This window comes from Archangium minus (genome assembly GCF_044360475.1).
Classification (GTDB): domain Bacteria; phylum Myxococcota; class Myxococcia; order Myxococcales; family Myxococcaceae; genus Archangium; species Archangium minus.
This window is the reverse complement of record NZ_CP043494.1, coordinates 12,077,367-12,101,382: the sequence shown is the minus strand read 5'-3', so window position 1 is coordinate 12,101,382 and position 24,016 is coordinate 12,077,367. Positions and strand designations below refer to the sequence as shown.

Sequence of the window (24,016 nt, the reverse complement as noted above, 5' to 3'; positions counted from 1 at the left end):
CTTCTCAGGCGTGGACTGACGAAGGCGCATGGCCGGTCGCTTGGCGCATGAGCGGCCGGCTGATGGGTCAGGGGAGCGGGGGTTGGGGCGTCGGGGGAGACGACTCGGCATTCGCCGTGGAAACCCGCTATAGGGCACCGCTCCCATGTCCGCCTCAATCCCCAGCCGTCGCGAAGAGTTCCGAGAGCTTTGGAAGCTCGCCCTGCCCATCGCCATCGCCCAGGCGGGCCAGTCCCTCATGAGCTTCGTGGACACGGCGGTGGTGAGCCGGGCGGGCACCGAGGCGCTGGCGGCGGTGGGCCTGTCCACCGCCGTCTTCTTCGCCATCAGCAGCTTCGCCATGGGGCTGATGATGGGCGTGGACCCCCTGGTGTCTCAGGCCTTTGGGGCGGGCAACGCATCGCGTGCGCGGGCGCTCCTCTGGCAGGGCAGCTATCTGGCCGTCATCGTGGGCCTGGTGCTGGCGGTGCCGCTGATGGTGGTGCCGAGGCTGCTGCCCTATTTCGGGGTGGAGTTCGCCGAGCGGTCCCAGTTCCAGGACTACCTCGACTGGCGGGCGCCGAGCCTGCCCTTGATGCTGCTCTTCATCAATACGCGCTCCTATCTCCAGTCGGCGGCGCTCACTCGCCCGCTGGTGGTGGCCACCGTGGTGGCCAATGTCTTCAACCTGGGCGCGGACATCCTCTTCGTCTTTGGAGGAGAGGTGCTGCCGGAGTGGTGTGGGCCGCTGCGCCTCATCCCGGCCATGGGGGTGAAGGGCTCGGCTATCGCGACGCTGCTGTGCTGCATCTTGCAGTGGGCCCTCGTCGCGTGGGCCGTGCGCCAGGTGCCGGTGCCTGGGGGAATCCCCTCGGTGCGGCCGGTGCGCTCCGACATCCTCCAGGCGCTGCGGGTCGGTGTGCCCATCGGCCTGCACATCGCGGCGGAGGTGGGCGTCTTCTCGCTCGCCGGAGTGCTGGCGCGATGGCTGGGTCCGGAGAGCATGAGCGCGCACCAGATTGCCATCTCCTTTGGCAGCCTCTCCTTCACGGTGGCCGTGGGCATCGGCAATGCGGGCAGTGTGCGGGTGGGGTGGGCCGTGGGCTCGCGCAACACTCCGCGGGCGCGGCTGAGCGGGTTGATGGCCTTCGTCTCGGGCGCGGGCTTCATGTCGCTGAGCGCGCTCATGTTCGCACTATTTCCCCGGCAACTGGCGGAGCTCATGGGCACGCCGGCCGAGGTGATGCCCCTGGTGGTGCCGTTGTTGATGGTGTGCGCCGTCTTCCAGATTTCCGACGGCATCCAGGGCGTGGGCGCGGGCGTGCTGCGCGGGGCGGGGGATACGCGCTTCACCTTCTACGCCAACATGGTGGGGCACTACGGGGTGGGCCTGCCCGTGGCGCTGCTGCTGGGCTTCGGGTTGAAGCTCGGCGTGTTCGGCATCTGGTGGGGCCTGTGCGCGGGGCTCACCGCCGTGGCGCTCGCGCTCTTCTGGCGCTTCTATCGCCAGAGCGCGGGCACCTTCCAGCCCTTGGAGGCGTAATGCTCCGAGCGCTGCTGCTCGGACTTCTGTTGGCGGTGGGGGCCGTACCCCGTCCGGTCTGGGCCACATCGCCTTCTTCGGTGGTTTCCCCGGTGCAGGCCAGCCTGCTTGCTGCGGACTCCATCCGATTCAAACTGCTGGCGTACCTGGCGCGTGGTGACATCGTCGGCGCCATTGCGTTGTACGAGGCCGAAACGGGACAACCGGCGCCTGCGTGGTTGATGGACCTGCAAGGGGCCTACAGCGTCGCGAATCAGGCAGCCGGCAAGTGCCAGCAGGTGGCTCGTATCATCTACACCGCCTTCAGCAAGCTTGGCCAGACGCCGCAGTACATCGCGTTCAAGGCCAATCAGCGTGAGCAGTACATGGTCTTTGAGCTGGCGAATGGAAAGGACGCTCCCGTTACACGCAGTGGCTACCATGTGGCTGTCAAGGTTGGGGACGTGATCCATGACGCCTATACAGGGCCGCTTGGGATGACGCTTTCCGATTATCTGTCCCGGCTGCATGCTCGCCAAGGAGTTGCTTGGGAGATGGTGTCTACGCCATGAGTGACGGCAACGCTTCGGAGGGGCAGGCTCCTCGCCCCGCTGTGTACCTGCTCGATTATTTGATGCGCATGCGGCAGGACAATCTGAGAAGGCAATTACTGCTGAACATGGGCGACATCGACATCACCCGGATGGTGGCCTTCGTCGATGGCTACCGCGCCTGTCAGTTCGCCAACGGCCTCGAGGATGTGGAGTACGGTCTCTTCTGCGACTGGCTCCGCGACGTGAAGCAAGAGTTCCCCACGGACGGCTGGGCCGCCAAGTACCTCCGGGATTGTGATGGCGACCACGAGTGTGCCATCCGGAAGTTCTTCGACTTCATCGCAGAGTTCGTCGCCCTGCGCGAGCGTGAGCGGCAGGGCAGCTGAGTCCTCACCACGGCAGGTAGTGTTGAATCATCTGCCGCCACACCGGCCAGTCGTGCGTGCCTCCCCACCAGATGGCCAGGTGGTTGCCGATGTCCTTCGACCACAGCAGCTTCGAGAGGTTCTCGTTCGACGGCCGGCAGAAGTCGTGCTCGCCCACCGCCAGCACCATCTCCACCCGCCTCAGCGCCGTGAGCTGCGCCGTGTCGCTCACCCCCGGCAGCCACTGCATGCACGAGTGGTAGTACACGCTCTCGTCCTGGTGGCCGTCGAGGAAGTCCTCCGCCTCGAACTTGCCTCCCATCGACAGCAGGCGCCGGAAGGTGTTCGGGTGCCGCAGCCCAATGTTGTACGTGTGGAAGCCGCCGAAGCTGCATCCTCCCAGCGTCAGCCGGCCCCCCGTGCTGCGTGACATCAGCAGCGGCACCACCTCGTGTACCAGGTACTGCTCGTACGCGTCGTGCCTCGCCACGCGCTCATGCGGGTGGATGGACGTGTTGAACCAGCTCTCCTCGTCCACCGAGTCCGGGCACACCACGATGTAGCGCCCCGCCTGGATGCGATCCGCGAGCGCCCCGATGAGCCCGAAGTCCTCCGCCTGGTAGAAACGGCCCTTGCTGGTGGGCAGCAGCAACACCGGTTCCCCGGAGTGTCCGAAGAGCAGGACCTCCATGTCCCGGCCCAGGCGCGAGCTGTACCAGCGATGGTATTCGCGATTCATGGCCCCACCTTACCTTCCGTCCACGGGCCGCAAGCGGATTCCCACCCCGAGGCACGGGGTGTCGCGCGACAGTGAACAGCTGGTGGGGAACCCACCCGCTCAGAAGCGCAGCGTGGGGCCCAACAGGATGGAGTGCAGGGGCTCGGCGCACTTCTCGAGCGTGTCTGATTCGATGCTGTCCACGCGCACGTCGCACCACTGCCAGGCCGTGGAGACCGTGAGGCCCAGGTGGTCTCCAAACCACGCGTCCACGCCGAGCCGCAGCGCCGTGCTCAGCCCGTCATGCAGCATCCGCCGCGGTGAGCCCTCCTGCTCCGCGGGCAGCGTCAGCGGCGTTGAGCGGCTCTGCGCCACGCGCAGCCCGACCCACGGGTTCACCCCACTGTCCCGCAGGAAACGCAGCCGCAGCTCCAGTCCCAGCGAGCGGTAATCCAATTGCAGCTGTTGCTCCTGAACGCTCCGCGCGCTCCACGTCTCGGCACCCTCACCCACCACCCCCAGCGACAGCCCGAAGGGAGTCTCGACTCCCAGGTAGGCCTGGAGCCCACCTCCCATGGCCCTGATTCCCGAGGTGTGATCGATGATGAAGCCGGTGCTGGCCGCGGCATAACCCCGCCACCCTCCGGCTGCCGATGTTCCCGACCACAACGCCACCACCAGGCTTCCGAGGCTCGCAACGCGTCGCATGAGGCGCCGGAGCTTAGCCCAGACCCGCCCCATCAGGTCTACCCGCACAATGTGTACGTTGGGCGGCGGGCATTCGGCGGGGCGGAGAGCCGAGTAGAGTCCACCTTATGTCTCTCTCCTTCGATGTGGCTGCTGGCTCCGTGCGCGACGCCCTCTCTGACGCCGGACGCGGCTTGGTGGAGCGTGAGGCCCTGGTGGAGCTGGTGGCGCTGTGCGCCGTGGCCGGCGAGCACCTGCTCGTGGTTGGTCCGCCGGGTACCGCCAAGAGCGAGGCCGTGCGCCGCACCGCGCGGGCGCTCGGGGGCACTTACTTCGAGTACCTCCTGGGTCGCTTCACCGAGCCCTCCGAGATTTTCGGCCCGGTGGATCTCCGCAAGCTGCGCGAGGGCCTGGTGGAGACGGAGACGGCCGGCATGCTGCCGGAGGCCGAGGTGGCCTTCCTCGACGAGGTGTTCCTCGGCTCCACTGCCATCCTCAACACGCTGCTGGGCCTGCTCAACGAGCGCGTCTTTCACCGCGGCCACACCCGCATGCGCTGCCCCCTGCGCGTGTGCGTGGGCGCCTCCAATGCTCTGCCCGACGACGAGGCGCTCGCCGCCTTCGCCGACCGCTTCCTCGCGCGCACCTTCGTGGAGTCCGTGCCCGATCCGCGGCTGGAGGACCTGCTCGCCGGCGGCGCCTCGCTGTGGAAGGCGGAGGAGGCGCGCACCGCGTCCTTGGAGGCCCTGGATGTGCTCGCCCAGGCGGCGCGTGAGGCGGACCTCGGGCCGGTGCGTCCCCACCTGGCCCACGCGCTGCGCACCCTGCGGAGCGCCGGCATCGGCCTGAGCGATCGGCGCATGGTGAAGGTGCAGCGCCTGGTGTCCGCCGCCGCCGCGCTCGCCGGGCGCCGCGTTCCGGGTGTGGCCGACCTGTGGCCGCTCATCTACGCCGTGCCTACCCGCGAGGCCCAGGCGCTCGCGCGTGACGTGCTGCGCGAGCTGCTGGCTCACTCGGAGAACCCCGCCCTGGCCGCCGCCGCCCTCGAGGCCAGCGCCGGGCCTCTCGCCCGGGCCCAGAAGATTGCCCAGGCCGGGCGCCTCGCGCTCGCCGAGCGGCCCAAGGATGCCGATACCGAGGCCCTCTCCTCCTGGCGGCTGAAGCTGGAGGGCGTGGCGCGCGAGATGGACGCGGGCTTCGCCCCCGAGGCCCTGCCCGAGGAGCTGCGCACCGTGCGCGAGGAGCTCCGCGCGGCGCTCCTGTCCTCGGCCCCAGTCGAGACCGCGTCCGAGGCCGCCTAGGCGCGCACCCATGGAGTCTCAGGAACGACAGCCGGTGGCGTGGAGGCCTCGGAGCCAGCCGCTGCCCGCGCTCGCGGTGGCGGGCGTGGGGCCGGTGGCGCTCGCGCTCGCGCGCCGGGTGCTGACGGCGGAGGACGCGGTGCTTGCCCGGTGGAGTGGCGTGGCCGGGCCGGGCGTGCTGGTGCTGCTGGGAGACACGGAGTCGCTCCCGTGGGTGGATGGCGTCGTCTACCTCGGGCGAGACGCGGCGGCGCCCTCGCTGCTGCTGCCGTGCACGCTCGCACCGGAGGTGGCTCCCTCGCTGCTCGAGCGAGCACTCATCTCTCGGGCTCAGGTGGGGACTCCGCTCGCTGTGCTGCCTCGCGCGGGGCGCCTCGTGCCCGTGGGCGCGGCGCGTCCCGTCTCCCGCGTCACCCTGGGCTCGTGGTTGGCCAGGCAGGAGCGCCCATGAGCACGCTGCCCGAGGCGCTGCGTCCCTGGGCCGCGCAGCTCTCCCTCTTCCCGGAGGACCTCGCGCTCAGCGTGGGCGCCCACGTGGCGCGGCTGGCCGCGGCGCTCGGGCCTCTGCGCGCGCGCAACGAGAGGGAGGGCGGTGAGCCCCAGGGTTATGACGGCCTCTCCCGGCGCGGCTCTCCCGAGCGGCTGCTCATGAGCGAGTGGCTCATGGCCCTGGAGGCCCCAGACGAGTTCGTGCGCCGCGCGGCTTTTGGTGAGCAGGCCTACCTCCGAGTCGCGTACCGTCAGCCCCAGGGCGGGCGCCGCACCGTCGCCCTGCTGGATGCCGGGCCGGAGCAGTTTGGCCCGCCTCGCATCGCGCACCTGGCGCTGCTGGTGGTGCTCGCCCGGCGTGCCGAAGCCGTGGGCGCGAGCTTCGCCTGGGGCGTGCTCCAGTCCGATCCCCGGCAGAAGCCTTTCTCTTCCGTCGACGCCGCCTCCGTCGGTCAGTGGCTGAGGGCTGTCAGCGCTGTGCCTCCCACGGAGGCTCGGCTCGCCGAGTGGCGTGAGGCGCTCGAGGTGGGGCACGCGCCCGACGACGTGTGGCTGGTGGGCGGTGCGCGGTTGTCACGGCTCCCGGGCTCCGAGCGCCTGTCGCGTGTGCTCGTGGACGAGGTGGTGGCTCCCGGCGCGAGGCGGCTCTCGGTGGAGGTGCGGCCCGCGTCCCGGCCCGCGCGTCAGGTGGTGTTGGAGCTGCCGCCTGTGCCCCAGTGCGTGAGGCTGCTGCGCGATCCCTTCGAGGCGGCCGTCGCTGCTCCCGTGCTGGACACGGGCACTCGTGCCATGGGCGCCATCCGCTTCTCCGCGGATGGGTTGCGGCTGATGCTGGTGTCCTCGGATGGCAGCGTCGCGGCACAGGCTCTCCCCCATTCGCCTCGCGCCACCACGCCCAAGCCCAAGCAGTACCCTCCCGTGCCTGGCGAGCCCCTGGTGGCCGTGGGCTGGCGCCGCAGCGGAGGGTTGATCTCCGTGACGCTGCGCGAGCGCTCCCTGTGCGTGTATGGCGCCTTGAAGGGCTACAAAGGTCGCGGCGTGACCTTCCCCCTGCCGGATGGGATGGCTCCACCCCGGTTGCAATGCCATGCCGGCGGGTTCCCCTTGGTGCTGACGCAGCCGCATCAGGACCGAGAGGTCGTGCTCCTGCTGGATGCCGCGGGCGTGCTCTACCAGCTCGATGGGGAGGCAGGGCGGGGCCGTACTGTCTCCATCCTCGACGAGGGTGTGACCGCGCTCGCCGAGCGCCGGGGTGCCCTCTTCTACGTGGCCAACCACAAGCCAGAGCCAACGACTGGGCACTCGCTGCAACTCGGGTTCTGGTCGCCGGAGAAGGCCTGGCTGCGGCCGTTGGAGGTGGGGGGTGATGGCGCCGCCTGGTTTGGCCATGTGAATGAAGCCGTCGAGGGCGAGGCGGGCCCGCTCTTGGTGCGCCCCCGCGGGAGCGGTCGCTTGCTGCTGATGCAGAAGCTGAGGTGCCTGGGTGAGCAAGACAAGAGCCCCTGGCGCACGGAATTCCTCACCCGGTTGGTGAACGTGGTGGGACCAGGCCCCTGTCTGCCGGGCTCGATGCGCTCGCTCGGACTGGTGATGTTGGAGGAGGACGCGCGCACCTTCTCCCTGGTGGCCGAGAATGGCACCGCCGAGAGACTGGTGTCGGCTCCGGCCCGGGTCGTCACCGCGTCCGTCAGTCACGCCCAGCCCGTGCTGGCCTGGCTCACGGAGACGGGAGAGGTGGGGGTGTGGAACTTCCAGTTCCGAGCCCTCGTCTTCCGCTCCACTTGGGGAGGAAGGTCATGAGCCTCGCGAGAGCGCAGCGGCCTCGCGCCCATGTCCACCGGGGCTCCGTGGACGTGGAGGCGCTCTGGTTCGACCCTGTGCTGCTGGGCGAGGCCGAGGTGCGCCGTCGTGTGCTGGCGGGTTGGTCGCCGGGAGCGGGCGTCTACGCGCTCGCCGGAGGCTTCCTGCTGCGACTGCCGGCACCGCGCCGGATGGAGTGCGCCGGAGCGCCAGGCCTGCCTTTCACGCTGGAGGGCGGCGTCCTGCTCTCCGCGCCCTTGTCGGCTTCCGAGCGCGAGCGACTCGCGCCTCCCCCGGGGGTTGCCGTGCTGGTGCGAGCGGGGACGGCGCGGGTGTATCCACTCGAGTCGTCGTCGCGGGTGGACATCTCGGCCTGGCTTGATGTGTCCGGCTGGGACGTGGTGCCCGTGGAGGGACTGGGCGCGCCGCCGCCACCCGTGGCTTCGCTCGAGCCCCTTGCTGCTCCTACACGCGCCACCTTCGGGGTCGCCGCTCTCGACCCGGAGGCCGAGGCGATGCGGGCGCGCATGGAGGGCCGCTCCGTCCCGGTGCCCGTCGCTCGTGCTCCGAGGCTGCTCGACCGGCTCCGAGCGTGGTGGCGTGGAGAGACGCAGCGGCCTGGCGCGGCAACTGTGGAGGCCAGGGGGGCTGCACGTGCTTCGCTCCTAAGTCGGCTCGGCGCGTGGTTGCGCGGGACGGGTGGTACGAGTGGTACGAGCTCCGCTCGCAGGACGCCGAGCCCCGCGACACAGCCATCGCGCTCGGGACCGGGACTCCTCTCCAAGCTTGCCGGATGGCTCGCGACCTCCACGCCGCTGGGCTCGCTGCTGGGCCGGCGCAAGGCGGAGTATGTGCGGCGGCTCTTTGAGCTCCTCGACGGGGGCAAGCTGGACGAGGCGCTGCGCTATGCGATTCCCCTGTCGAAGGGAGGCCTGACGGAGCAGGCGAGGCTGTCGCTCGGGTTGCCCGGCCCTCGGGAGCAGCTCGCCATCCGGCCACGCAATGGAGGCGTGACCAGCGTCTTCGGGGGTGGCGCGGAGGTGTACGACGCGCTCCGCGAGCGCTACCGCGAGGCCTTCCGGAAGCTGGCGCGCGAGGGCCGCATTGAAGAGGCGGCCTTCGTGCTCGCCGAGCTGCTGCACGAGGACGAGGAGGCTGTCTCCTTCCTGGAGCGCCACGGGCGGTTGCAGCTGGCGGCGGAGCTGGCCGAGGGGCGCAAGCTGGCGCCAGGGTTGGTGGTGCGGCAGTGGTTGTTGGCGAAAGACGTGCAGCGGGCGGTGGAGATTGCCCGGCGCTCGGGGGCCTTCGCGGAGGCGGTGTTGCGGCTGGAGCGCTCGCACCCTGCCGAGGCGCGTGTGCTGCGGCTCCTCTGGGGCGAGGTGCTGGCCCTGTCGGGAGACTACGCACGGGCGGTGGAGGTGGTGTGGCCGCTGGAGGATGCGCGGCAGCTCACTCGGACGTGGCTTGAGCGGGGTGTGGAGGCGGGAGGCGTCAGTGGGGCGCGGCTGCTGGCTCGCATGGCCCTGGCCTTCCCCGAGCGCTTCGAGGAGACCCGGGCCCGGGTGCTCGCGCTGCTCGACACGGAGGAGGCCGATGGCGCCGAGGCACGTCAGGCCTTCACGGAGGCACTGGCGCGCGAGGTGGAGCCGCGGAAGGAGGGCGTGGAGGTGGGCGTGGAGGTGGGCGTCGCGCTCCTGCGTCCGGCGGTGCGCGCGGTGCTGCGAGACCGAGCGGCCGGCTACCTCCCCTCGAAAGCCTGGGACATCCGGGCCCTGGTTCAGCTGACGGGAGACCCGGTGTTGAAGGCGGACCTGCCGCCATTGCCACGACAGCCCGAGCGAAGGGACTTCCTGTCCGAGGGGATGCCGAAGAGCCATGTCTACGGCGCGGGAGAGGGCGGGCCCTGGAGCATCCACGACGCGGTGCCCCTGTCCGGAGGGCGGATGTTGGTGGCGCTCGGCGAGGCGGGGGCCCGGCTCGTCACGATGGACGGCCGGTGCGTGGCGCACTTCGACGTGCCTGCCTTCTCTCTGGTGCTCTCGGTGCACGAGGACCGGGCGCTGGCGCTCGCGCCGCGAGGAGGGTTGAAGCGTCTCTCCCGGTTGGACCTGGCGCGGCGCCGGGCCGAGCCGTGGTGTGACCTGCGAGCGGATGCCTTCGCCCCGGTGTACGACGGGAGCCTGTGGTTCCTCGCCGTGGAGGACACGGTGATGGCGGTGGATGCGCTCGCCGCGGAGCCTCGGGCGCTGTGGCGGGTGCCACAGGTGGGCGGGCGGGTGCTAGCGGTGGCGGTGGGGCCTTCCGAGATGAGCTTCGCCACCCATACCGGGGAGGCGGAGATTGAGCGCTGGAGCTACTCCTTGCCGGACCCCACGTTGCGCTCGCGCCAGACGCTGCCTGGAGGGAAGGTGGAGGAGGTGCGGTCTCTCTCGTTGAGGAGGGATGGCGACCTGGCGGTGCTCGCTCCGGACGGGATGCGATGGGTGGGTCCTTCCGCGGGGCGTCTGGTGCCGCTGCCCACACCTACCGAGCGGGTGCCGAGGGAACTGGTGCTCGGTGGGGCCTGGATGGCGGCGGTGGATCACTCGCCGATCTGCGATCAGGTGTGGCTGATGGAACGGGGGCGGGGCAGGGAGCTCGTGCATTTCGTCTTCACGGGCGAGCACTCGGTGTCCGTGCGCTTCCTGAACGAGGAACTGCTGATCTTCGACACGGCAGGCCGGCTGACCCGGGTGGACCTGACGCGAGGCGCGGTGCGACGGGTGGTGCTGCGCTGAGCGTGGGCGCCGTGCTGGACGTTACTTTGTACTCAGCGCGACGAACTCGGCGACGAAGTCGAGGTACTTGCGGATGGCCTGCTCGTGATTTCCCCCACAGTCGCGGAGGTACTTGGCGGCCCAGCCCTCCGGAGGGAACTCGTGCTTCACGTCGCGAAGCCAATCTCGGAAGCGTCCGTACTCCACGTCATCGATGCCATTGACGACCTGGCAGGCGTGGTACCCGGTGACGAACCCGAGCAGGCGATCGACATCGGGTTCGCCGAGGTGCATCCCGAACCTCCCGGCGATCATGTCCCTCCGGATGAGGATCAGGTAGTCCAACAGCCTCACGTGCCCGCTCCGCGAAGCGTTCTCGGTCGAATCATTTCCTGTCCTCATGGGGTGGTCACCACGTTCCATACAACGCCCGCGGGGGCGTGGAGCCGGCTGAGGTAGTCCTCCAACTTCATTCCGAGAGGCCCCGTGTAGGCGTCGTAGACCTTGCCTTCGAGCATGACAGCGACGTGGTATCCGTTGGATGTCACCGTGGGTGACTTGCCGCTCACGAGGTCAAACGTCATGAAGTCGTACCTCTCCTTGGCTCTGAGGGCGACGTACTGAGGATTCTGGCCCAATCGAAGGAATGCGGTGTGGATGGTGCGCGCTACTTCCTGGCACTTGTTGATGGCCTGGCTCGACACGGCAAAGGCCACCTGCAGGTCCTGCAGCCACGACGGTGGCACACGGCCCGTATGGGCCTCGTACAGGGCCATGGCGCCAGCGATGTCACCTCGAGCGAGACAGGCCAGAAGCTTGAGCCGGGTGGATTCAGCGACAGCCATCAGGTGAGTGGGTGGCAGCGTTGGCGGTCCGGCCAATGCTGATCCGGGCCCTCCCAATACGATGGCGGTCACCAGCAAGAGCCAGCGCAACATCCTCAAGCGCCTGTTCATGCGTGACTCCTGCCCCTTGTACGGGGCGTGCGAGTCCCGAGCATACGACTGGCGCTCATCTGTCCTTTCCTCCGTAATCCTCCGTGCCCACAAGGAGACAGATGTCGAAGGCGGGGGGTTCTCGGTTTCTTGCGGCTCCCTGTACGCATGACCAGCTTGGGGTCATGGCTCTCCAGTTCACACTCTCGCAGCAGGTGGCGCGCCTCCTGTCGCGCTGTCCTTCCGGCGTGAGGGGACTCGTTCTCCGTGAGCTGTCCCAGCGGCTCGTGGGCTCCCGGCCTCCGCTCCGCATGGGCCTCGAAGTCGGCGTGGTGCGGCTGCCCTCCGGCTTCCAGGTCAGCTATCGGCTGGACCGCTCGCGGGAACAGGTGGAGATGCTCGATCTGTCCGGTGAGCTCCGCCTCTCCACCGCGCCCGCTCCGCTCTAACTCCGCCGCGTGGCTGCCTTGAGGTAGGCCCTCAACGCGTTGAGGTCCACCGGCTTGGGCACGGCGCCCAGGATGCCCTCGGGCAGGGACTGGGACTCACCCGCGCCGGACACCACCACCACCGCCATCGAGCGCAGCACCGGGTCCTCGCGCACGTGGCGCATCAGCTCCCAGCCGCTCATCACCGGCATCATCAAATCCAGCAGCATCACCGTCGGGCAGGGGGCGCCCCTCAGCCGTTCGAGTGCCTCCAGGCCGTTGGCCGCCACATCGACCTCGTAGCCAAGCGCTTCGAGGAACTCGGCGAGCAACTCCCTGCTGTCCGCATGGTCCTCCACCACGAGGACGCGGTGACGCCCTTCTCTCATCGTCCTCCTGGCCCTTCCCTCTCCGAGGGCGCGCCATAGCACGACGGGCTCTACTGTCCTGGAGGACAGGTACGGCGGTTCGGGTGAAGGGTTGGCTCGTGGACCGATGTGGGGCCGCGGGATGGGCAAAAGACGCCCGGGAGGGGGGGTTGGACCTGGAATCGTTCGGAGTGGGACATCCGGGGTACTCGGGAAAGGCAAGAACCGGGTCCCATGTCCCACGCAGGACGTGAATGGTCATCTCGTCACCTGTCGCCTCTGGCGCGGGAGACGACCTGAAGCGTTCGGTTCACCTCTGGAACTCCATGCCGGTGCGCACCGCGTGCACGCCACCCGTTCCCCTCGTTGCGCCGAGCACTCTTAGGGTCCCAGGTTTCTCCGACTACCCATCCTGTCCTGTCGCGGGTCGCTGTCCGGCTCTAAGCAGATGGCCTGATGGGTCGCCTCACCGAGAGCCAGAGAACCACCATGGGACAACCGTCGACCGGCAAGCTCGCAGCAAACGTTGGCGAGATCGCGCGTGAGGCGCGGCAGCGGGCGGGGCTGACCCAGGCGGACGTGGCGGAGCGGGTGGGGCTGGCGACCGAGGTGTACGGCCGGTTGGAGCGCGGGCGGATGTTGCCCAGTGTGCCTTCGCTGCGACGGCTGTGCATCGCGCTGCGCACGCCTTCGGATATCTTCCTGGGCCTCAACACCGGCGAGGTGCCCACGTGGGTGGCTGAGTCCGCCCCCTCCGAGGAGTACGACGAAGTCCCCGAGCTGCGTCGCCTCATGCGCACCTTGCGCAAACTGGATGCTGCGCAGCTCAAGCTGATTGGTCTGGTGGCAGCAGCGTTGCAGAAGCGCTAGCGGGCAGGCGAGCCCCTCCGTGGTAGCCAGGGCTTGTCTTGGTTCTGGGGGGCTGGCGTCATCATCCCCCCTCCCTGCATGGACGGGTGCGCATGGTGAACGAGCTGACGCGGTTGAACGCGTGGTGGGGACCGCGGGTGGCCCTGGGCCTGCTGGTGCTGGCCGGGTTGCTCCCCCTCACTGCGGCGCGAGCGCAGGCGCCCACCACTCCTCCCGGTCTCCAGAATCTTCCGGACGCGCCCCTCGCTGGCGCTCCCGATGCGGGCCTGGTGCAGACGGAGGTGGACCTTCAGCGCTCCGACGGAGGCTTCGCCCTGGACGGGGCAGGGGCGGGCGACGGGGGCACACAGCCGCGCTTTGAGGCGCCCCAGTTGATGGCGGACTCGCCTGCGCGCTACCCCGAGGCGCTCGCTGCGCAGCCGGTAGCGGGCACCGTGCGGTTGGAGCTGCTGGTGGACGAGCAGGGAGAGGTGGCCGAGGTCCGGCTGCTCCAGGCCCTGCACCCGTTGTTGGATGAGGCCGCGCTCCATGCCGCGCCCGGGCTGCGCTTCTCTCCCGCGAAGGTGGACGGCGTGCCGGTGCAGGTGCGGCTCCAGTTCGAGTACCGCTTCGAGGCGCCCCAGCAGGTGGTGGCCACGGAGGACCCGGCCTCGCGGCCCATCACGCTGCGTGGCCTGGTACGGGCCAAGGGGAACCGCCAGCCGCTGGTGGGCGCGGTGCTGGTGTCGGACGCGGCGCAGGACCTGGCCGTGGAGACAGGGCCGGATGGGCGCTTCGAGGCGAGGCTGCCCCCGGGCACCCAGTGGGTGCGCGTCTCCGCTCCCGGTCACAAGCCCAACGCCTTCCGCGAGGAGGTCCGCCAGGGGGAGACGCTCGAGGTGGTGTACGGCCTGGAGCCGCTGGTGGTGAACCCGTACGAGACGGTGGTGCGCGGCGATCGCGAGCGCACGGAGGTGTCCCGCGTCACGCTGCACGACGCGGAGCTGCGGGAGATTCCCGGCACGATGGGGGACCCCTTCCGAGTGATGATGCTGATGCCCGGTGTGAACAGCATGCTCTCGGGCGTCTCGTACCCGGTGGTACGTGGCAGCCAGCCGGCCTCCACTGGCTACTTCCTCGACGGCATCCGCGTCCCCATCCTCTTCCACCTCTTCCTCGGGCCCGCGGTCATCCACCCGGACTTCATCGACACCATCGACTTCTACGCGGGCAACCCGTCTACCCAGTACGGGCGGCTCACGGGCGGCGCGGTGGAGGGCCGGCTGACCCGCCCGCGCGATGACCGGGTTCATGGCAGCGCCTACGCGGACTTCATCAACGCGGGTCTCTTCATCGAGTACCCCTTCCAGTCCACGGGCACCAACGTCTCGGTGGCGGGCCGCCTGTCGTATACGCCGTGGTTGATCGCCCTCGCGGCGAACGCGCTGCAACCGCCCGGCGCGAGCGACTCGAAGCTGGTGCTGGACTTCTATGACTACCAGGCCCGCGTCGAGCAGGAGGTGGGGCCGGGCCGGCTGCGCCTCTTCGCCTTCGGCTCCTCGGACACCTTCGGCACGCAGGCAACGAGCGACTCCGGCACCACCGCGCTGCAGGCCGTCCTCTTCCACCGGTTGGATCTGCGCTACCGCCACCCCGTGGGAGGCGGCGAGCTGGAGGCGGGCGTCACGGTGGGGTTGGACCGCTTCGCCATTGGCAGCGAGAGCGCGCGTGATGGGGGCACCACCATCCACATCGACCAGCCCAACGTCATCGCGCGGATGGGCTACGAGCGGAAGCTGGGCGAGGGCCTCTCCCTGCGTGGCGGCCTGGACGTGGACCACAAGCGCGCGCTGGTGGCCCTCAACCAGAGCTCTCGCCCAGAGGGGGGCGGCCCGCTTGAGAGGGTGAGCCTCGAGTTGCCGGTGGCGCTCGCCACCTTCAGCGGGCTGTGGGCGGAGCTGCTGTGGGACAAGCACCCGGCGTGGAAGGTGGTGCCCGGCGTGCGCGTGGACAACTATCACCTGGCCGGCGGCATCAATAAGCTCGCGGTGGAGCCGCGTCTCTCCGTGCGCCGGAAGATGAGCGAGCAGCTCACGCTCAAGGGCGGCGTGGGCCTCTACCACCAGCCGCCCACCACGCTCATCAGCCTGCCCATCGTCGACATCGCGGCACTGAGCCAGGGACTACAGCGGGCCCTGCAGATCTCCGCGGGTGCGGAGTACAAGGACCTATGGGGCTTCGACGTGAGCCTCGAGGGCTACGTCAACCCGATGCTGCGCACGGTGGAGCTGACGCCCTTCAACACGGAGGAGCCGCCCATCGTCGTCGATCCGCCGGGCGGGCCCGTGGAGCCCGGGAGACCGAGGGGCGGAAGTCTCGTGCGGGGGATGCGTCAGGACGAGGAGCCCATCCCCGACTTCGAGTTGCCGAACCTGCGCAGCCACGGCATGTCATACGGGCTGGAGCTGCTCATTCGCCGCCCGTTGGGCGGCAACTGGTTCGGCTGGCTGTCCTACTCCTTGCAGCGCAGCACGCGCTTCACACGCTTCACGCGCTACGAGAACGGCCAGCCGGTAGGCGAGGCCGAGGCATACCTGCCCTACGTGTTCGACCAGACGCATGTCGCCAACCTGGTGCTCAGCTACAAGTTCTCCAACAACATCACCCTGGGCGGTGTGCTGCACTTCAACACCGGCCGTCCGGAGTCGGGCAACCTCACCAGCCGCACGATGGTGGAGGGCACGGACGGCAACGGGCGGCCGGGATGGATCGCCGTGGGCCGAGACCAGGCGGACCGGCTGCCGTCCTTCTTCCGCTTCGATCTGCGGCTGTCCAAGGCGTGGGCCTATGAGACCTTCACGCTCGAGGCCTACCTGGACATGCTCAACGTGACGATCAGCCAGGAGGTGGTCAGCTTCGACTACATGGGTGGCGGGAACATTCCCCTGGAGAAGAAGCCCACGGGTCTGCCCATCGTGCTGCCCATCCTCGGCCTCAAGGGTCGGTACTGAGGAGACGGGACTACATGGGGCTCCGAGCAGGATGGGCGTGTCTCTGGCTCTTGGGATGCGCGAGCAGTCCAGGCCTGGGGAGCGGCGGTCCGGACAATTACGGCTACAACCCCGAGGGAAAGGTATGGGTGCGTGGCCCTTGGGATGAAATCAGGTCATCCCCTAATGCCGACGAGGTCATCGATCAGCTGTGTCCTGCTGTGATGAAGCTGCCTCGTGTCCAACGGCGGGAGTATGGTCAGGAGTACTGCGGAGCCATCTACTCACTGGGAGATGGCATCTATTACGCCAGCCATCCATCCCCCCTTGGCTCAGCGGTGTTGATCAACCCGACGAAGCGGAAGATGTGCAGACCCCCTCGGTATGTGGAGGACCCGCGCGGACACGTCTCAGTGCTTGCTGATTTTCATAGCCACCCCTGGCCTTACTCCCGAATGTCCGAGGAGGACATGCTGGAGAAGAACCAGCTCTGGTCCATTCGACTCCAGTTTGACACCACGTGCCGTGTCATGAAGCTCATTCCCTACCTGGGAGTGGCGCGTCCGGGTGAGGTGTACGAGCGGCGGGGAGGGGAATGGGTGCTCATCGGGATCATCAAGCCCGAGAACAAGGCCACCGGAGTGGTGAGCCCTCCTGGCGGATAGTTGCCACAGTGGAGACTTCCATGAAGCGCTCGATGCTGCTCTTCCTCCTCGTGTTTCTCCCCGCCTGCACGTTCTTCCAGCAGTTCGGCCGCTATCGCCCCGAGCATGCTCCTGCTGAGGAGGCGGCGCGGGTGCAGTTCCCGTTCATCATTCCGGAGGAGTCTCGCTTGAATGTACCGGGTGTCACAGCCACGGCGATTCAGCTTGCCATGGATGACTTTCGTCCTCGGAACACCCGGCCGCATTCCGGGGCCACTCCGGAAGAGGCGTGCCTGTATCGACGTGAGTCCTTCAACGTCTCCGCCTTTCCAGGACCCGAGGGAGTCGTGTTCGTCCGCTTCGTTCTCGACCCCGAGGCTTGTTCTCTGAGCGATCCCATTCTGGACGTAGGCGCAACCTATGCAGTGGATGTTCGTGGGTGGCGCATCCTGGCCGTGGATTACTGAGCGGGTGATCTGGCACGGGTCTGGAATCGAGCACCTGTGTGTGTCCCAGGGTCTATTGTCCGGGGGGTCATGGCCGGCACCTGGGAGGTCATGGCATACTTCCCATCCGCGCCTGCCTCCCGGAAGTCTCTGCCCCTCGGGAGTGAAGGTGCCGGGGGGAACACATGGCTTCATCCTGGTATCCAGGGCCCGAGCTCGCATGGCAGCTCCATGCTGGGTGTCCGGATGCGTGCATCCTCTTCGAGTCCGTGCGGGATGACACCGGCACCCTGCTCGACTTTCAGTGGACGGCGTTCAATCCGGCGGCCGAGCCGTTCGTGGAGGGTCAAGGTCGCGCGCTCTCGGCCTGGCGCGGGGTGGAGGGCCTGCCCGAGCGGGGCATCCTGGGTGGGGTGGTGGAGGGGGGCACTCCGCTCACCTTCGAGCTGCACGGCCAGGTCGCAGGCGCGGAGCGTTGGTTCCGGGCCCGCGCGGTGAAGCAGGGTGACGGCTTCGCGCTGTGGCTCTCCGACATCACCGAGTCCCACGCTCAGCTGCGCTCGCTGAGAGAGGAGCTGGAGCGGGAGCGGGCCGCGCGGGCGCGGGAGGAGCACCTGCGGCTGGCGCTGGAGACTGCACGGATGGTGACGTGGGAGTGGTCGTCGGCGCGGCGCACCCTCCTCTGGTCCTCCAACGCGGATGTCTTCTTCGGCTGGCCTCTGGGCAGCGTCGCCGACACACCGGAGCGCTTCCTGGACGGAGTGCTCCCCGAGGAGCGCTCCCTGGTGGCCGAGGCCCTCGAGCAGGGACTTCGCGCGGAGGGTCCCTACACCTTCCAGTTCCGTGGGCGGTGGGCGGACGGCACGGTGCGCTGCTACGAGGTGGTGGGGCAGACCCTGCGCGAGGAAGGCCAGCCCATGCGGATGCTCGGCGTGGTGATGGACTGCACCGAGCGCGCGCGGGCGCAGGCGGCGCTGCGCGAGGCCGAGGAGCGCTACCGGCTGGCCTCCTGGGCCACCAATGATCTGCTCTGGGACTGGAACCCCTCCACCGGCCACATCCACTGGGGCGAGGCCAGCCACACGGTTCTGGGCTACCTGCCCGAGGAGATGGGCGGCATCCACTGGTGGACGGAGCAGGTCCACCCGGACGATCGGGAGATGGTGCTGCGCAACCTCGAGCACGCGGTGGAGTCGGGCGGGGACTCGTGGGTGGGCGAGTACCGCTTCCGGCGCAAGGACGGCACGTACGCGCACGTGCTGGACCGGGGGCTGCTGGCCCGCGATGCGAAGGGGCATACGGTGCGGATGATCGGCTCGATCATGGACATCACCGAGCGCAGGCGTGCGGTGGAGCGGATGGAGGAGGAGGCGCGGTTCCGCGAGCGCTTCATCGGGATTCTGGGGCATGACCTGCGCAACCCGCTCAACGCCATCACGCTGTCGGCGCGGGCGTTGCTGCGGCGTGGCCTGTCTCCGCCCTATCAGCAGCTGGCCCAGCGAATCGAGACGAGTGCGGCGCGCATGGGGAACATGATCTCGGACATCCTGGACCTGACGCGGGTGCGGCTGTCCGGGGGGATTCCCCTCAACCTGGCCCCGACGAGCCTGCCGCTGGTGTGCCAGCAGGTGGTGGAGGAATTAACGGTGGCGTACCCGGAGCGCGGCATCGTCCTGGAGTCCGAGGGCGAGGGGGAGGGCATCTGGGATCCGGAGCGGCTGGCGCAGGTGGTGAGCAACCTGGTGAGCAACGCGCTGGAGCACGGAACGAACGAGGGTCCCATCTTCGTGCGGTGCACGGGTGATGTGCAGCGGCAGGTGCTGGAGATCTCCAACCCAGGGGCACCCATCCCGAGCCACCAGCTGGCCACGCTGTTCGATCCATTTCGTCAGGTGGGCGTGATGAGGAGCGGGCGGGGCAGCGGGCTGGGGCTGGGGCTGTTCATCGTGCGAGAGCTCGTCGAGGCGCATGGAGGCCAGGTGACGGTGCGCTCCGACGAGAACAACGGGACGACGTTCAAGGTCCTCCTGCCCCGGGACGCGCGCCAGTCAGCCCGAGTCAGAAGCCAGGCCGCGGGAGCAGAGCACACCGCCTGACGCCGAGACGCTCCCTCTCCCCCTGGGAGAGGGTTGGGGTGAGGGTCTTCCCTCTCGAGACCCCTCGTGAACCCCACTGCATGCGTAGCGTGTAAGCCAGGGACTTCAAGCCAAGAACCAGGAGTCCCGCGCCTCCCCGGAATGGGGGAAGGGAGGACATCATGGGTGCCCTGGCTCTGCTCGGCCGGCTGCTCTTCTCCACCATCTTCATCTTCAGTGGCATCAACCACCTGGCCAACGGCGAGGCGATGATGGGCTACGTGAGGAGCGCGGGCCTTCCGTTCCCAGCGCTTGCCATCTACGGCTCGGGGGTGGTGCTGCTCGTGGGTGGGGTGTGCATCCTGTTTGGCGTCTTCGCCCGCATCGCGGCGGTGGCCATCGCCGTCTTCCTCGTCGCAGCGGCGCTCACCATGCACAGGTTCTGGGGCCTGCCCCCTCAAGAGGCCGCGATGCAGATGACCCACTTCTGGAAGAACATCTCCATGGCGGGAGGGGCGCTGCTGCTCGTGTACTTCGGACCCGGCCCCTTCAGCGTGAGGGAGCGCTCGCGGGTGCTCCAGGAGCGGCGAGCCCGGCACCTGCCACCGATCTTGCGCCCGCGCCCACAACCGTGAGCGGGAATGCTCCGGACGGACGGGAGGGGGTCCTTTCTTGGGCCTCTGCCGAACAGGCATAATCACCGCGAATGGCGGAATCAGAGAGCAGCGCAGGGCAAGGTGGGGTTGCCAGTGAGCAGCCGCTTCACTCCCATTCTCCGAGCGTGACCGCATGCGTGCACGGCTGCAGGGGCTTCCCCTGGAATTCGTGGCCCGCGTGCGAGGGCTCGCTGCCGTGGGCCAGCAGCGTCCGATGACTCCGTAACGGAAAGGCGCTTCTCATGTCGAAGCAGAGCCTCGGTCCCGCGTGTGCCACGAGACGGCGGGGCTCGTCAGGTCCACTGCGGTGGGGAGGCTCAGGTGCCCTGGCCCTTATCGTCCTCGTCCTCCATGTCGCGTGTGTCACCCGAGCTCCGATGGGCAGCCGAGTGGGAGGGGACGGCCCTCTGCCGCTGACTTCGCCGCCTGCTCCTTCAGTGCAGGCATCCCGCCGGGCAGTCCCCCAGCTCGAGCCGGTAGTCGTCGTAGATGTGGACGTGCTTGAACCCGACGGCTCCACACGGGCGGTGGCTATCACGGGGGCTGAATTCCGGCGGGCGGTGCAGCAACTCGGTGATGGGCTGCGAATGGAGGGGACGCCGCAAGAGGCCGCACAGCGGTTGTTCCAGTCCATGCCAGAGGAGGAACTGCTCGCTGAGGTGTATCGCGGTCGGGTCTACAAGCTGGTTCCTCTGAACGACAAGGGCCCGCTCATTCCCCAGGCGGAGGCGACGCTTCGGGCCCGATACCTGGGTTGGTGCGAGAGGCACGGTGGTGGTGATTGCCTGGGCCTCCTCGCTGACGGGCCCTATTTGCGCACGGATGATCAGCGTACGCTCCCTCTCGCTCTGGCCTTCGGCTCCGTCCTGGAGGAGGCGCGGGATGCCTTGGGGCGGGAGTTAAGCCCCCAAGCGGTGCTCTCGTCGCTGGTGTGGGCTGCTGGGATGTACCTCGCGCTCTGGCTGGTGCCCGAGCCCATCCTCAAAACGGCAGCCGCGGCGCTGTCGGTGCTGCTGGTGGCATGGCTGGGCGTGGATGCTGTGTGGGGGCTTGTGGACGGGTGGACCGCCATGGCGCACCGGGCCTACGAGGCCACCACGTTCGCGGAGTTGCGCGAAGCGGGGGAGGTGTTCGGGCGGCGAATTGGCACAGACGCGGCTCGGGCGCTGGTTTTGGCTGTGGCGGCCTTGAGCGGACGCACGCTGGGAGATGCTGCTGCGCGAATTCGTTCATTGCCCAGATACGGCTTGATGCAGGCGCAGTGGAAGGCCCAGGGCTTCCGGGGGTCGGTGTCGGAGGCCGTGGAGCAGGTGGTGGCGGTGGAGACGGTGGCCTTGTCAGACCGTGCCCTCGCTGTCCTCACGTCATCACAGGGCCCTCTGGCCGGGGCGATGCTCAGCCAGAGCAGTTCGGCCGTCGCTTTTCAAGGCCACTCGGGGACCATCGCGATTCGCCATCGGGGAGGTAACCAGCAGGTCATCCTCAGCAACGGCCAGAGGTGGCACCTGCCACGTGGGAAGTGGCTTGGCGACATCCCGGCGGAGGACAAGCTGGGGGACGAGTTACAAGCCGCGGTCCAGCGGATCGCAAGACAATGGGGGCCTCATCTGCTCTCCCCGGATGAGCGCAAGGTGATCGAGAAGGTACGCAAAGCGGGGAACTCCCGGAGTGTGGCTCATCTGGAGGGGCTGGCCCGGGGGCGCTGGGTGCATCGACAAATGAAGGAAGAGTTTGGGCACCTGTTCTGGAACCATCGAGGGGTCGACGTGGTGGATCCCAGGCCAGGGGGACATCAATACGAGCTGCTGTCTGGGACAGACGAGAATTTTGGAGTGCACGGTCGCCGGATGGCCGGAGAGCTCTTCCGGATGATCTTCTTCTGAGGTGCGTGGGAATGAGGCTCGGCAACATCATCTACGAGGAGCGCGAGATGGAGGACGCGCGTCTGGAGCTGAAGGCCGAGGCGGATCGTCTCCTCTATCTCGGGCCAAATCTGACGCTTCGGCGATGCACGGTCGTGGTGCGCGTGCCCGCCAGTAAGCTGTTCATCCGGTCAGCAACCTTCATCGACTGCAACATCGAGTTGAAGCAGGAATTGAAGCGCTTCTCCTGGACGGGGGCGGCACTGAGGGGCTGTCGATTCATGGGCCGCATGGTGGGCTGCGACTTCGGCGCATGGCCCGGTCAGGGGAAAGGGTGGGAGCACGGGGCGGTGGAAGGCTGTGACTTCTCGGAAGCCCGCCTAGACCTCTGCCGCTTCCAGAGTTGTGACCCTCGTACTTTGCTCCTCCCGCGCTGGCCCTGCTTCACCATTCTTGATCCTCTCGGACGAGGTCGTGAGCTTACGAGCGTCTCGTGGCCTGGAAGCTTCAGCCCGGTGACGCTGGAGGGCCCCTACAAGGAACTGCCCACCACGGTGGCCTTGTCGTTCTACGCGCCCGCCGAAGCGAAGCGCTGCGGGACGACTGAGGAGGAACTCAAGGCGGCCATCCGGAGGTTCGACTTCATCGTCCATTGAGTGGTGCACAGCTGCTCAGAGGGTGCTTCATGCCGGCTGGCCGGCCAGGGTGAGGAGTGGCCGACCGGTCAAAAGCCCGGGTTCTCTCCCGGGCGGGGACATTGTGGGTCGCTCCGCGCGTCCGGGTGTGTTAGCCCCTCACGTGTGAGCACCTTCAAGTCCCTCGGCCTCTCTCCTGAATCGCTCGATGCGGTGCGGCGCGCCCGCTTCGCCTCTCCCACCCCGATCCAGGCCCAGGCCATCCCGCCGGCGCTCGCCGGGCGGGACGTCATCGGTTGTGCTGTCACGGGCACGGGCAAGACCGCCGCCTACCTGTTGCCCCTGGTCGAGCGTCTGGCCGGTCAACCGGGCCCGGCTGGGTTGGTGCTCGCCCCCACGCGCGAGCTGGTGCAGCAGATCGCCGACGAGGCCGCCTTCTTCGGCGAGCCGCGCGGTGTCTCCCGCGCGGTGGTCATCGGCGGCACCGACATGGCCGCTCAGGTGGAGGCACTTCGCCAGCGTCCCTCGCTGATTCTCGCCACTCCGGGCCGACTGGCTGACCTGTTGAAGGCGGGCGCGGCGAACCTCTCCACGGTGCGCATGCTCGTGCTGGACGAGGCGGACCGGATGCTGGAGATGGGCTTCGTGCCCGAGCTGGAGCAGATCCTCGCCGCGCTGCCTCGCGGGCGCCAGACGCTCCTCTTCTCCGCCACCCTGGGCCACAACGTGACGCGCTTCGCCCAGGAGGTGCTGCGCAAACCCGTTCGGGTGGAGGTCACTCCGAGCGGGACTCCCGCCGCTCGCGCCGTGCAGCGGCTGTACGAGGTCGACGCGCAGGAGAAGTACCCACTGTTGCTCAGCCTGCTCGCCAGAGATCAACTGAGCACGCTCGTCTTCACCCGCACCAGGGAGCGCGCCGAGAAGGTGCAGGAGGTTCTCAAGCGCGCGGGCTACAAGACCGCTGCCATCCACGCCGACCGCACGCCGGGACAGCGGCGCCAGGCGCTCGAGGGCTTCCGGCGAGGCCAGTACCGCTGCCTGGTGGCCACCGACATCGCGTCGCGCGGGCTGGACGTGGATGACATTGGCCACGTCATCAACTTCGACCTGCCCCACTCCCCGGAGGACTATGTCCACCGGATCGGCCGCACGGCGCGCGCTGGCGCGAGTGGGCGCGCCTCGACCTTCGTCACCGAGCGCGACGAGGAGACCGTGCGCGCCATCGAGCGCATCACCCGCATGAGCCTGCCGCGTGTCGAGGTGCCGCGGGAGGACTCTGTCTTCCTCGAGGAGCTGCAGTCGTTCCGAGAAGGGCAGGATGGAGCCGACCTGATGGGATTCGACGACGAGTGGGAGGCTCCGGCGCCGCGCGAGTCCGGTGGGAGCAAGGCCCGCGGCGGAGCAGGCCCTTCGCGCGAGTCCGGTGGGAGCAAGGCCCGCGGCGGAGCGAGCCCTTCGCGTGAGGGCAAGCAGGAGCGTCGCGGCGGGGACAGCAGCCGCCGTGCGGCACCGAGTCGCGGTGGAGGTTCCGCTCGCAGCACGACGCCTCGCCGCGGGAAGGCGGAGGCCCCGCGCGGGGAGCGCGCGATGCCTGCGCGCCGGGGTGAAGGTGGGCGTGGCCGGGACACCGCCCGTGGCGCGAGGGATGCGGAGCCGCGTGGGAGGAACACCGGCCAGGGCAGGCGCGGCCCCCGGGGTGCGGAGCGTCCGGGAGGCAAGGTGGGAGGGCGTAAGGGCGGTCCTCCACGCGGGGCGGGTCCCTCCTCGCGAGGCCGTGGCGGTGGAGGACGGCGCAGCCGGTAGACAGAGTGCGCAAGTCTTTGTCGACGCCAGGACACCGCCTGCGTCGATAGGGAGATGCCCGGGCGTGGGCTGTCTCCCATGACACAGACCCCGGCCGATGAGGCGCGTTTCTCTCGGTGGCGTGCCCAACGGGCCGTGTGAGTGCTTTACGATC

General features: G+C 68.6%; 22 protein-coding genes. 17 read left to right on the top strand and 5 right to left on the bottom strand.

Annotation, left to right across the window (positions count from 1 at the left end; translation table 11 throughout):
* Nucleotides 1-145 precede the first annotated feature (145 nt).
* From F0U60_RS49705 to F0U60_RS49695, 3 genes are read left to right on the top strand one after another with little or no spacing between them, the layout of a single operon-like run.
* Nucleotides 146-1,522 (top strand): MATE family efflux transporter, encoded by a 1,377-nt coding sequence (locus F0U60_RS49705; protein WP_395811421.1) that lies wholly within the window; start codon nucleotides 146-148, stop codon nucleotides 1,520-1,522.
* Nucleotides 1,522-2,073: a hypothetical protein gene (locus tag F0U60_RS49700; protein WP_395811419.1), complete on the top strand. Its 552-nt coding sequence runs from the start codon at nucleotides 1,522-1,524 to the stop codon at nucleotides 2,071-2,073. Before F0U60_RS49705 ends, F0U60_RS49700 begins: the two co-directional genes overlap by 1 nt.
* On the top strand, nucleotides 2,070-2,441 hold the full coding sequence (locus tag F0U60_RS49695) for a hypothetical protein (protein WP_395811417.1): 372 nt from the start codon (nucleotides 2,070-2,072) through the stop codon (nucleotides 2,439-2,441). Before F0U60_RS49700 ends, F0U60_RS49695 begins: the two co-directional genes overlap by 4 nt.
* Nucleotides 2,442-2,445: 4 nt before the next feature.
* Here the strand turns inward: F0U60_RS49695 and F0U60_RS49690 are convergent, their stop codons facing one another.
* Nucleotides 2,446-3,159: an esterase family protein gene (locus F0U60_RS49690; protein WP_395811415.1), complete on the bottom strand. Its 714-nt coding sequence runs from the start codon at nucleotides 3,157-3,159 to the stop codon at nucleotides 2,446-2,448.
* Between the two features lie 99 nt (nucleotides 3,160-3,258).
* Nucleotides 3,259-3,846: a hypothetical protein gene (locus F0U60_RS49685; RefSeq protein WP_395811413.1), complete on the bottom strand. Its 588-nt coding sequence runs from the start codon at nucleotides 3,844-3,846 to the stop codon at nucleotides 3,259-3,261.
* Nucleotides 3,847-3,953: 107 nt separating this feature from the next.
* Between F0U60_RS49685 and F0U60_RS49680 the strand changes: the two genes are divergently transcribed.
* Genes F0U60_RS49680 through F0U60_RS49665 form a run of 4 tightly spaced genes read left to right on the top strand, consistent with a single transcriptional unit; the run spans nucleotide 3,954 to nucleotide 10,192 of the window.
* Nucleotides 3,954-5,126: an AAA family ATPase gene (locus F0U60_RS49680; protein WP_395811411.1), complete on the top strand. Its 1,173-nt coding sequence runs from the start codon at nucleotides 3,954-3,956 to the stop codon at nucleotides 5,124-5,126.
* Between the two features lie 10 nt (nucleotides 5,127-5,136).
* Nucleotides 5,137-5,577, top strand: coding sequence for a hypothetical protein (locus F0U60_RS49675; protein ID WP_395811409.1), 441 nt, complete (start codon nucleotides 5,137-5,139; stop codon nucleotides 5,575-5,577).
* Complete coding sequence (locus F0U60_RS49670) at nucleotides 5,574-7,415, top strand: hypothetical protein (protein WP_395811407.1); 1,842 nt, start codon at nucleotides 5,574-5,576, stop codon at nucleotides 7,413-7,415. The genes F0U60_RS49675 and F0U60_RS49670 overlap by 4 nt, the downstream gene beginning before the upstream one ends.
* A complete protein-coding gene (locus F0U60_RS49665; RefSeq protein ID WP_395811405.1) occupies nucleotides 7,412-10,192 on the top strand; it encodes a bpX6 domain-containing protein in 2,781 nt (926 codons plus the stop codon). Before F0U60_RS49670 ends, F0U60_RS49665 begins: the two co-directional genes overlap by 4 nt.
* Before the next feature lie 21 nt (nucleotides 10,193-10,213).
* On the opposite strand, the gene F0U60_RS49660 is transcribed toward F0U60_RS49665, so the two are convergent.
* A complete protein-coding gene (locus F0U60_RS49660; RefSeq protein WP_395811403.1) occupies nucleotides 10,214-10,573 on the bottom strand; it encodes a hypothetical protein in 360 nt (119 codons plus the stop codon).
* Entirely contained in the window at nucleotides 10,570-11,127 is a 558-nt protein-coding gene (locus tag F0U60_RS49655; RefSeq protein ID WP_395811401.1) for a papain fold toxin domain-containing protein, read from the bottom strand. The genes F0U60_RS49660 and F0U60_RS49655 overlap by 4 nt, the downstream gene beginning before the upstream one ends.
* Before the next feature lie 164 nt (nucleotides 11,128-11,291).
* Between F0U60_RS49655 and F0U60_RS49650 the strand changes: the two genes are divergently transcribed.
* Nucleotides 11,292-11,555, top strand: a complete 264-nt coding sequence (locus F0U60_RS49650) for a hypothetical protein (RefSeq protein ID WP_395811399.1) — start codon at nucleotides 11,292-11,294, stop codon at nucleotides 11,553-11,555.
* Here the strand turns inward: F0U60_RS49650 and F0U60_RS49645 are convergent.
* Nucleotides 11,552-11,923, bottom strand: a complete 372-nt coding sequence (locus F0U60_RS49645; RefSeq protein ID WP_395811397.1) for a response regulator — start codon at nucleotides 11,921-11,923, stop codon at nucleotides 11,552-11,554. The two genes, F0U60_RS49650 and F0U60_RS49645, sit on opposite strands and share 4 nt — an antisense overlap.
* A gap of 468 nt (nucleotides 11,924-12,391) precedes the next feature.
* Here F0U60_RS49645 and F0U60_RS49640 point away from each other — a divergent pair, with 468 nt between their 5' ends.
* The 9 genes from F0U60_RS49640 (at nucleotide 12,392) to F0U60_RS49600 (ending at nucleotide 23,862) form a co-directional block, all read left to right on the top strand.
* A complete protein-coding gene (locus F0U60_RS49640; RefSeq protein ID WP_395811395.1) occupies nucleotides 12,392-12,772 on the top strand; it encodes a multiprotein-bridging factor 1 family protein in 381 nt (126 codons plus the stop codon).
* Between the two features lie 92 nt (nucleotides 12,773-12,864).
* A complete protein-coding gene (locus F0U60_RS49635; protein WP_395811393.1) occupies nucleotides 12,865-15,762 on the top strand; it encodes a TonB family protein in 2,898 nt (965 codons plus the stop codon).
* 449 nt (nucleotides 15,763-16,211) lie between these two features.
* Nucleotides 16,212-16,406, top strand: a complete 195-nt coding sequence (locus F0U60_RS49630; RefSeq protein ID WP_395811391.1) for a hypothetical protein — start codon at nucleotides 16,212-16,214, stop codon at nucleotides 16,404-16,406.
* 32 nt (nucleotides 16,407-16,438) lie between these two features.
* Nucleotides 16,439-16,852: a hypothetical protein gene (locus tag F0U60_RS49625; RefSeq protein ID WP_395811389.1), complete on the top strand. Its 414-nt coding sequence runs from the start codon at nucleotides 16,439-16,441 to the stop codon at nucleotides 16,850-16,852.
* A gap of 164 nt (nucleotides 16,853-17,016) precedes the next feature.
* Nucleotides 17,017-18,927, top strand: coding sequence for a PAS domain-containing protein (locus F0U60_RS49620; protein WP_395811387.1), 1,911 nt, complete (start codon nucleotides 17,017-17,019; stop codon nucleotides 18,925-18,927).
* A gap of 161 nt (nucleotides 18,928-19,088) precedes the next feature.
* On the top strand, nucleotides 19,089-19,541 hold the full coding sequence (locus F0U60_RS49615; protein WP_395811385.1) for a DoxX family protein: 453 nt from the start codon (nucleotides 19,089-19,091) through the stop codon (nucleotides 19,539-19,541).
* Between the two features lie 518 nt (nucleotides 19,542-20,059).
* On the top strand, nucleotides 20,060-21,445 hold the full coding sequence (locus F0U60_RS49610) for a hypothetical protein (protein WP_395811383.1): 1,386 nt from the start codon (nucleotides 20,060-20,062) through the stop codon (nucleotides 21,443-21,445).
* 11 nt (nucleotides 21,446-21,456) lie between these two features.
* On the top strand, nucleotides 21,457-22,080 hold the full coding sequence (locus F0U60_RS49605; RefSeq protein ID WP_395811381.1) for a hypothetical protein: 624 nt from the start codon (nucleotides 21,457-21,459) through the stop codon (nucleotides 22,078-22,080).
* A gap of 144 nt (nucleotides 22,081-22,224) precedes the next feature.
* On the top strand, nucleotides 22,225-23,862 hold the full coding sequence (locus F0U60_RS49600) for a DEAD/DEAH box helicase (protein ID WP_395811379.1): 1,638 nt from the start codon (nucleotides 22,225-22,227) through the stop codon (nucleotides 23,860-23,862).
* Nucleotides 23,863-24,016 lie beyond the last annotated feature (154 nt).

Coding starts and splice junctions, on each gene's coding strand:
- F0U60_RS49705 (WP_395811421.1), top strand. CDS start 146: ATGTCCGCCTCAATCCCCAGCCGTCGCGAAGAGTTCCGAGAGCTTTGG.
- F0U60_RS49700 (WP_395811419.1), top strand. CDS start 1,522: ATGCTCCGAGCGCTGCTGCTCGGACTTCTGTTGGCGGTGGGGGCCGTA.
- F0U60_RS49695 (WP_395811417.1), top strand. CDS start 2,070: ATGAGTGACGGCAACGCTTCGGAGGGGCAGGCTCCTCGCCCCGCTGTG.
- F0U60_RS49690 (WP_395811415.1), bottom strand. CDS start 3,159: ATGAATCGCGAATACCATCGCTGGTACAGCTCGCGCCTGGGCCGGGAC.
- F0U60_RS49685 (WP_395811413.1), bottom strand. CDS start 3,846: ATGCGACGCGTTGCGAGCCTCGGAAGCCTGGTGGTGGCGTTGTGGTCG.
- F0U60_RS49680 (WP_395811411.1), top strand. CDS start 3,954: ATGTCTCTCTCCTTCGATGTGGCTGCTGGCTCCGTGCGCGACGCCCTC.
- F0U60_RS49675 (WP_395811409.1), top strand. CDS start 5,137: ATGGAGTCTCAGGAACGACAGCCGGTGGCGTGGAGGCCTCGGAGCCAG.
- F0U60_RS49670 (WP_395811407.1), top strand. CDS start 5,574: ATGAGCACGCTGCCCGAGGCGCTGCGTCCCTGGGCCGCGCAGCTCTCC.
- F0U60_RS49665 (WP_395811405.1), top strand. CDS start 7,412: ATGAGCCTCGCGAGAGCGCAGCGGCCTCGCGCCCATGTCCACCGGGGC.
- F0U60_RS49660 (WP_395811403.1), bottom strand. CDS start 10,573: ATGAGGACAGGAAATGATTCGACCGAGAACGCTTCGCGGAGCGGGCAC.
- F0U60_RS49655 (WP_395811401.1), bottom strand. CDS start 11,127: ATGAACAGGCGCTTGAGGATGTTGCGCTGGCTCTTGCTGGTGACCGCC.
- F0U60_RS49650 (WP_395811399.1), top strand. CDS start 11,292: ATGGCTCTCCAGTTCACACTCTCGCAGCAGGTGGCGCGCCTCCTGTCG.
- F0U60_RS49645 (WP_395811397.1), bottom strand. CDS start 11,923: ATGAGAGAAGGGCGTCACCGCGTCCTCGTGGTGGAGGACCATGCGGAC.
- F0U60_RS49640 (WP_395811395.1), top strand. CDS start 12,392: ATGGGACAACCGTCGACCGGCAAGCTCGCAGCAAACGTTGGCGAGATC.
- F0U60_RS49635 (WP_395811393.1), top strand. CDS start 12,865: ATGGTGAACGAGCTGACGCGGTTGAACGCGTGGTGGGGACCGCGGGTG.
- F0U60_RS49630 (WP_395811391.1), top strand. CDS start 16,212: ATGCTGGAGAAGAACCAGCTCTGGTCCATTCGACTCCAGTTTGACACC.
- F0U60_RS49625 (WP_395811389.1), top strand. CDS start 16,439: ATGCTGCTCTTCCTCCTCGTGTTTCTCCCCGCCTGCACGTTCTTCCAG.
- F0U60_RS49620 (WP_395811387.1), top strand. CDS start 17,017: ATGGCTTCATCCTGGTATCCAGGGCCCGAGCTCGCATGGCAGCTCCAT.
- F0U60_RS49615 (WP_395811385.1), top strand. CDS start 19,089: ATGGGTGCCCTGGCTCTGCTCGGCCGGCTGCTCTTCTCCACCATCTTC.
- F0U60_RS49605 (WP_395811381.1), top strand. CDS start 21,457: ATGAGGCTCGGCAACATCATCTACGAGGAGCGCGAGATGGAGGACGCG.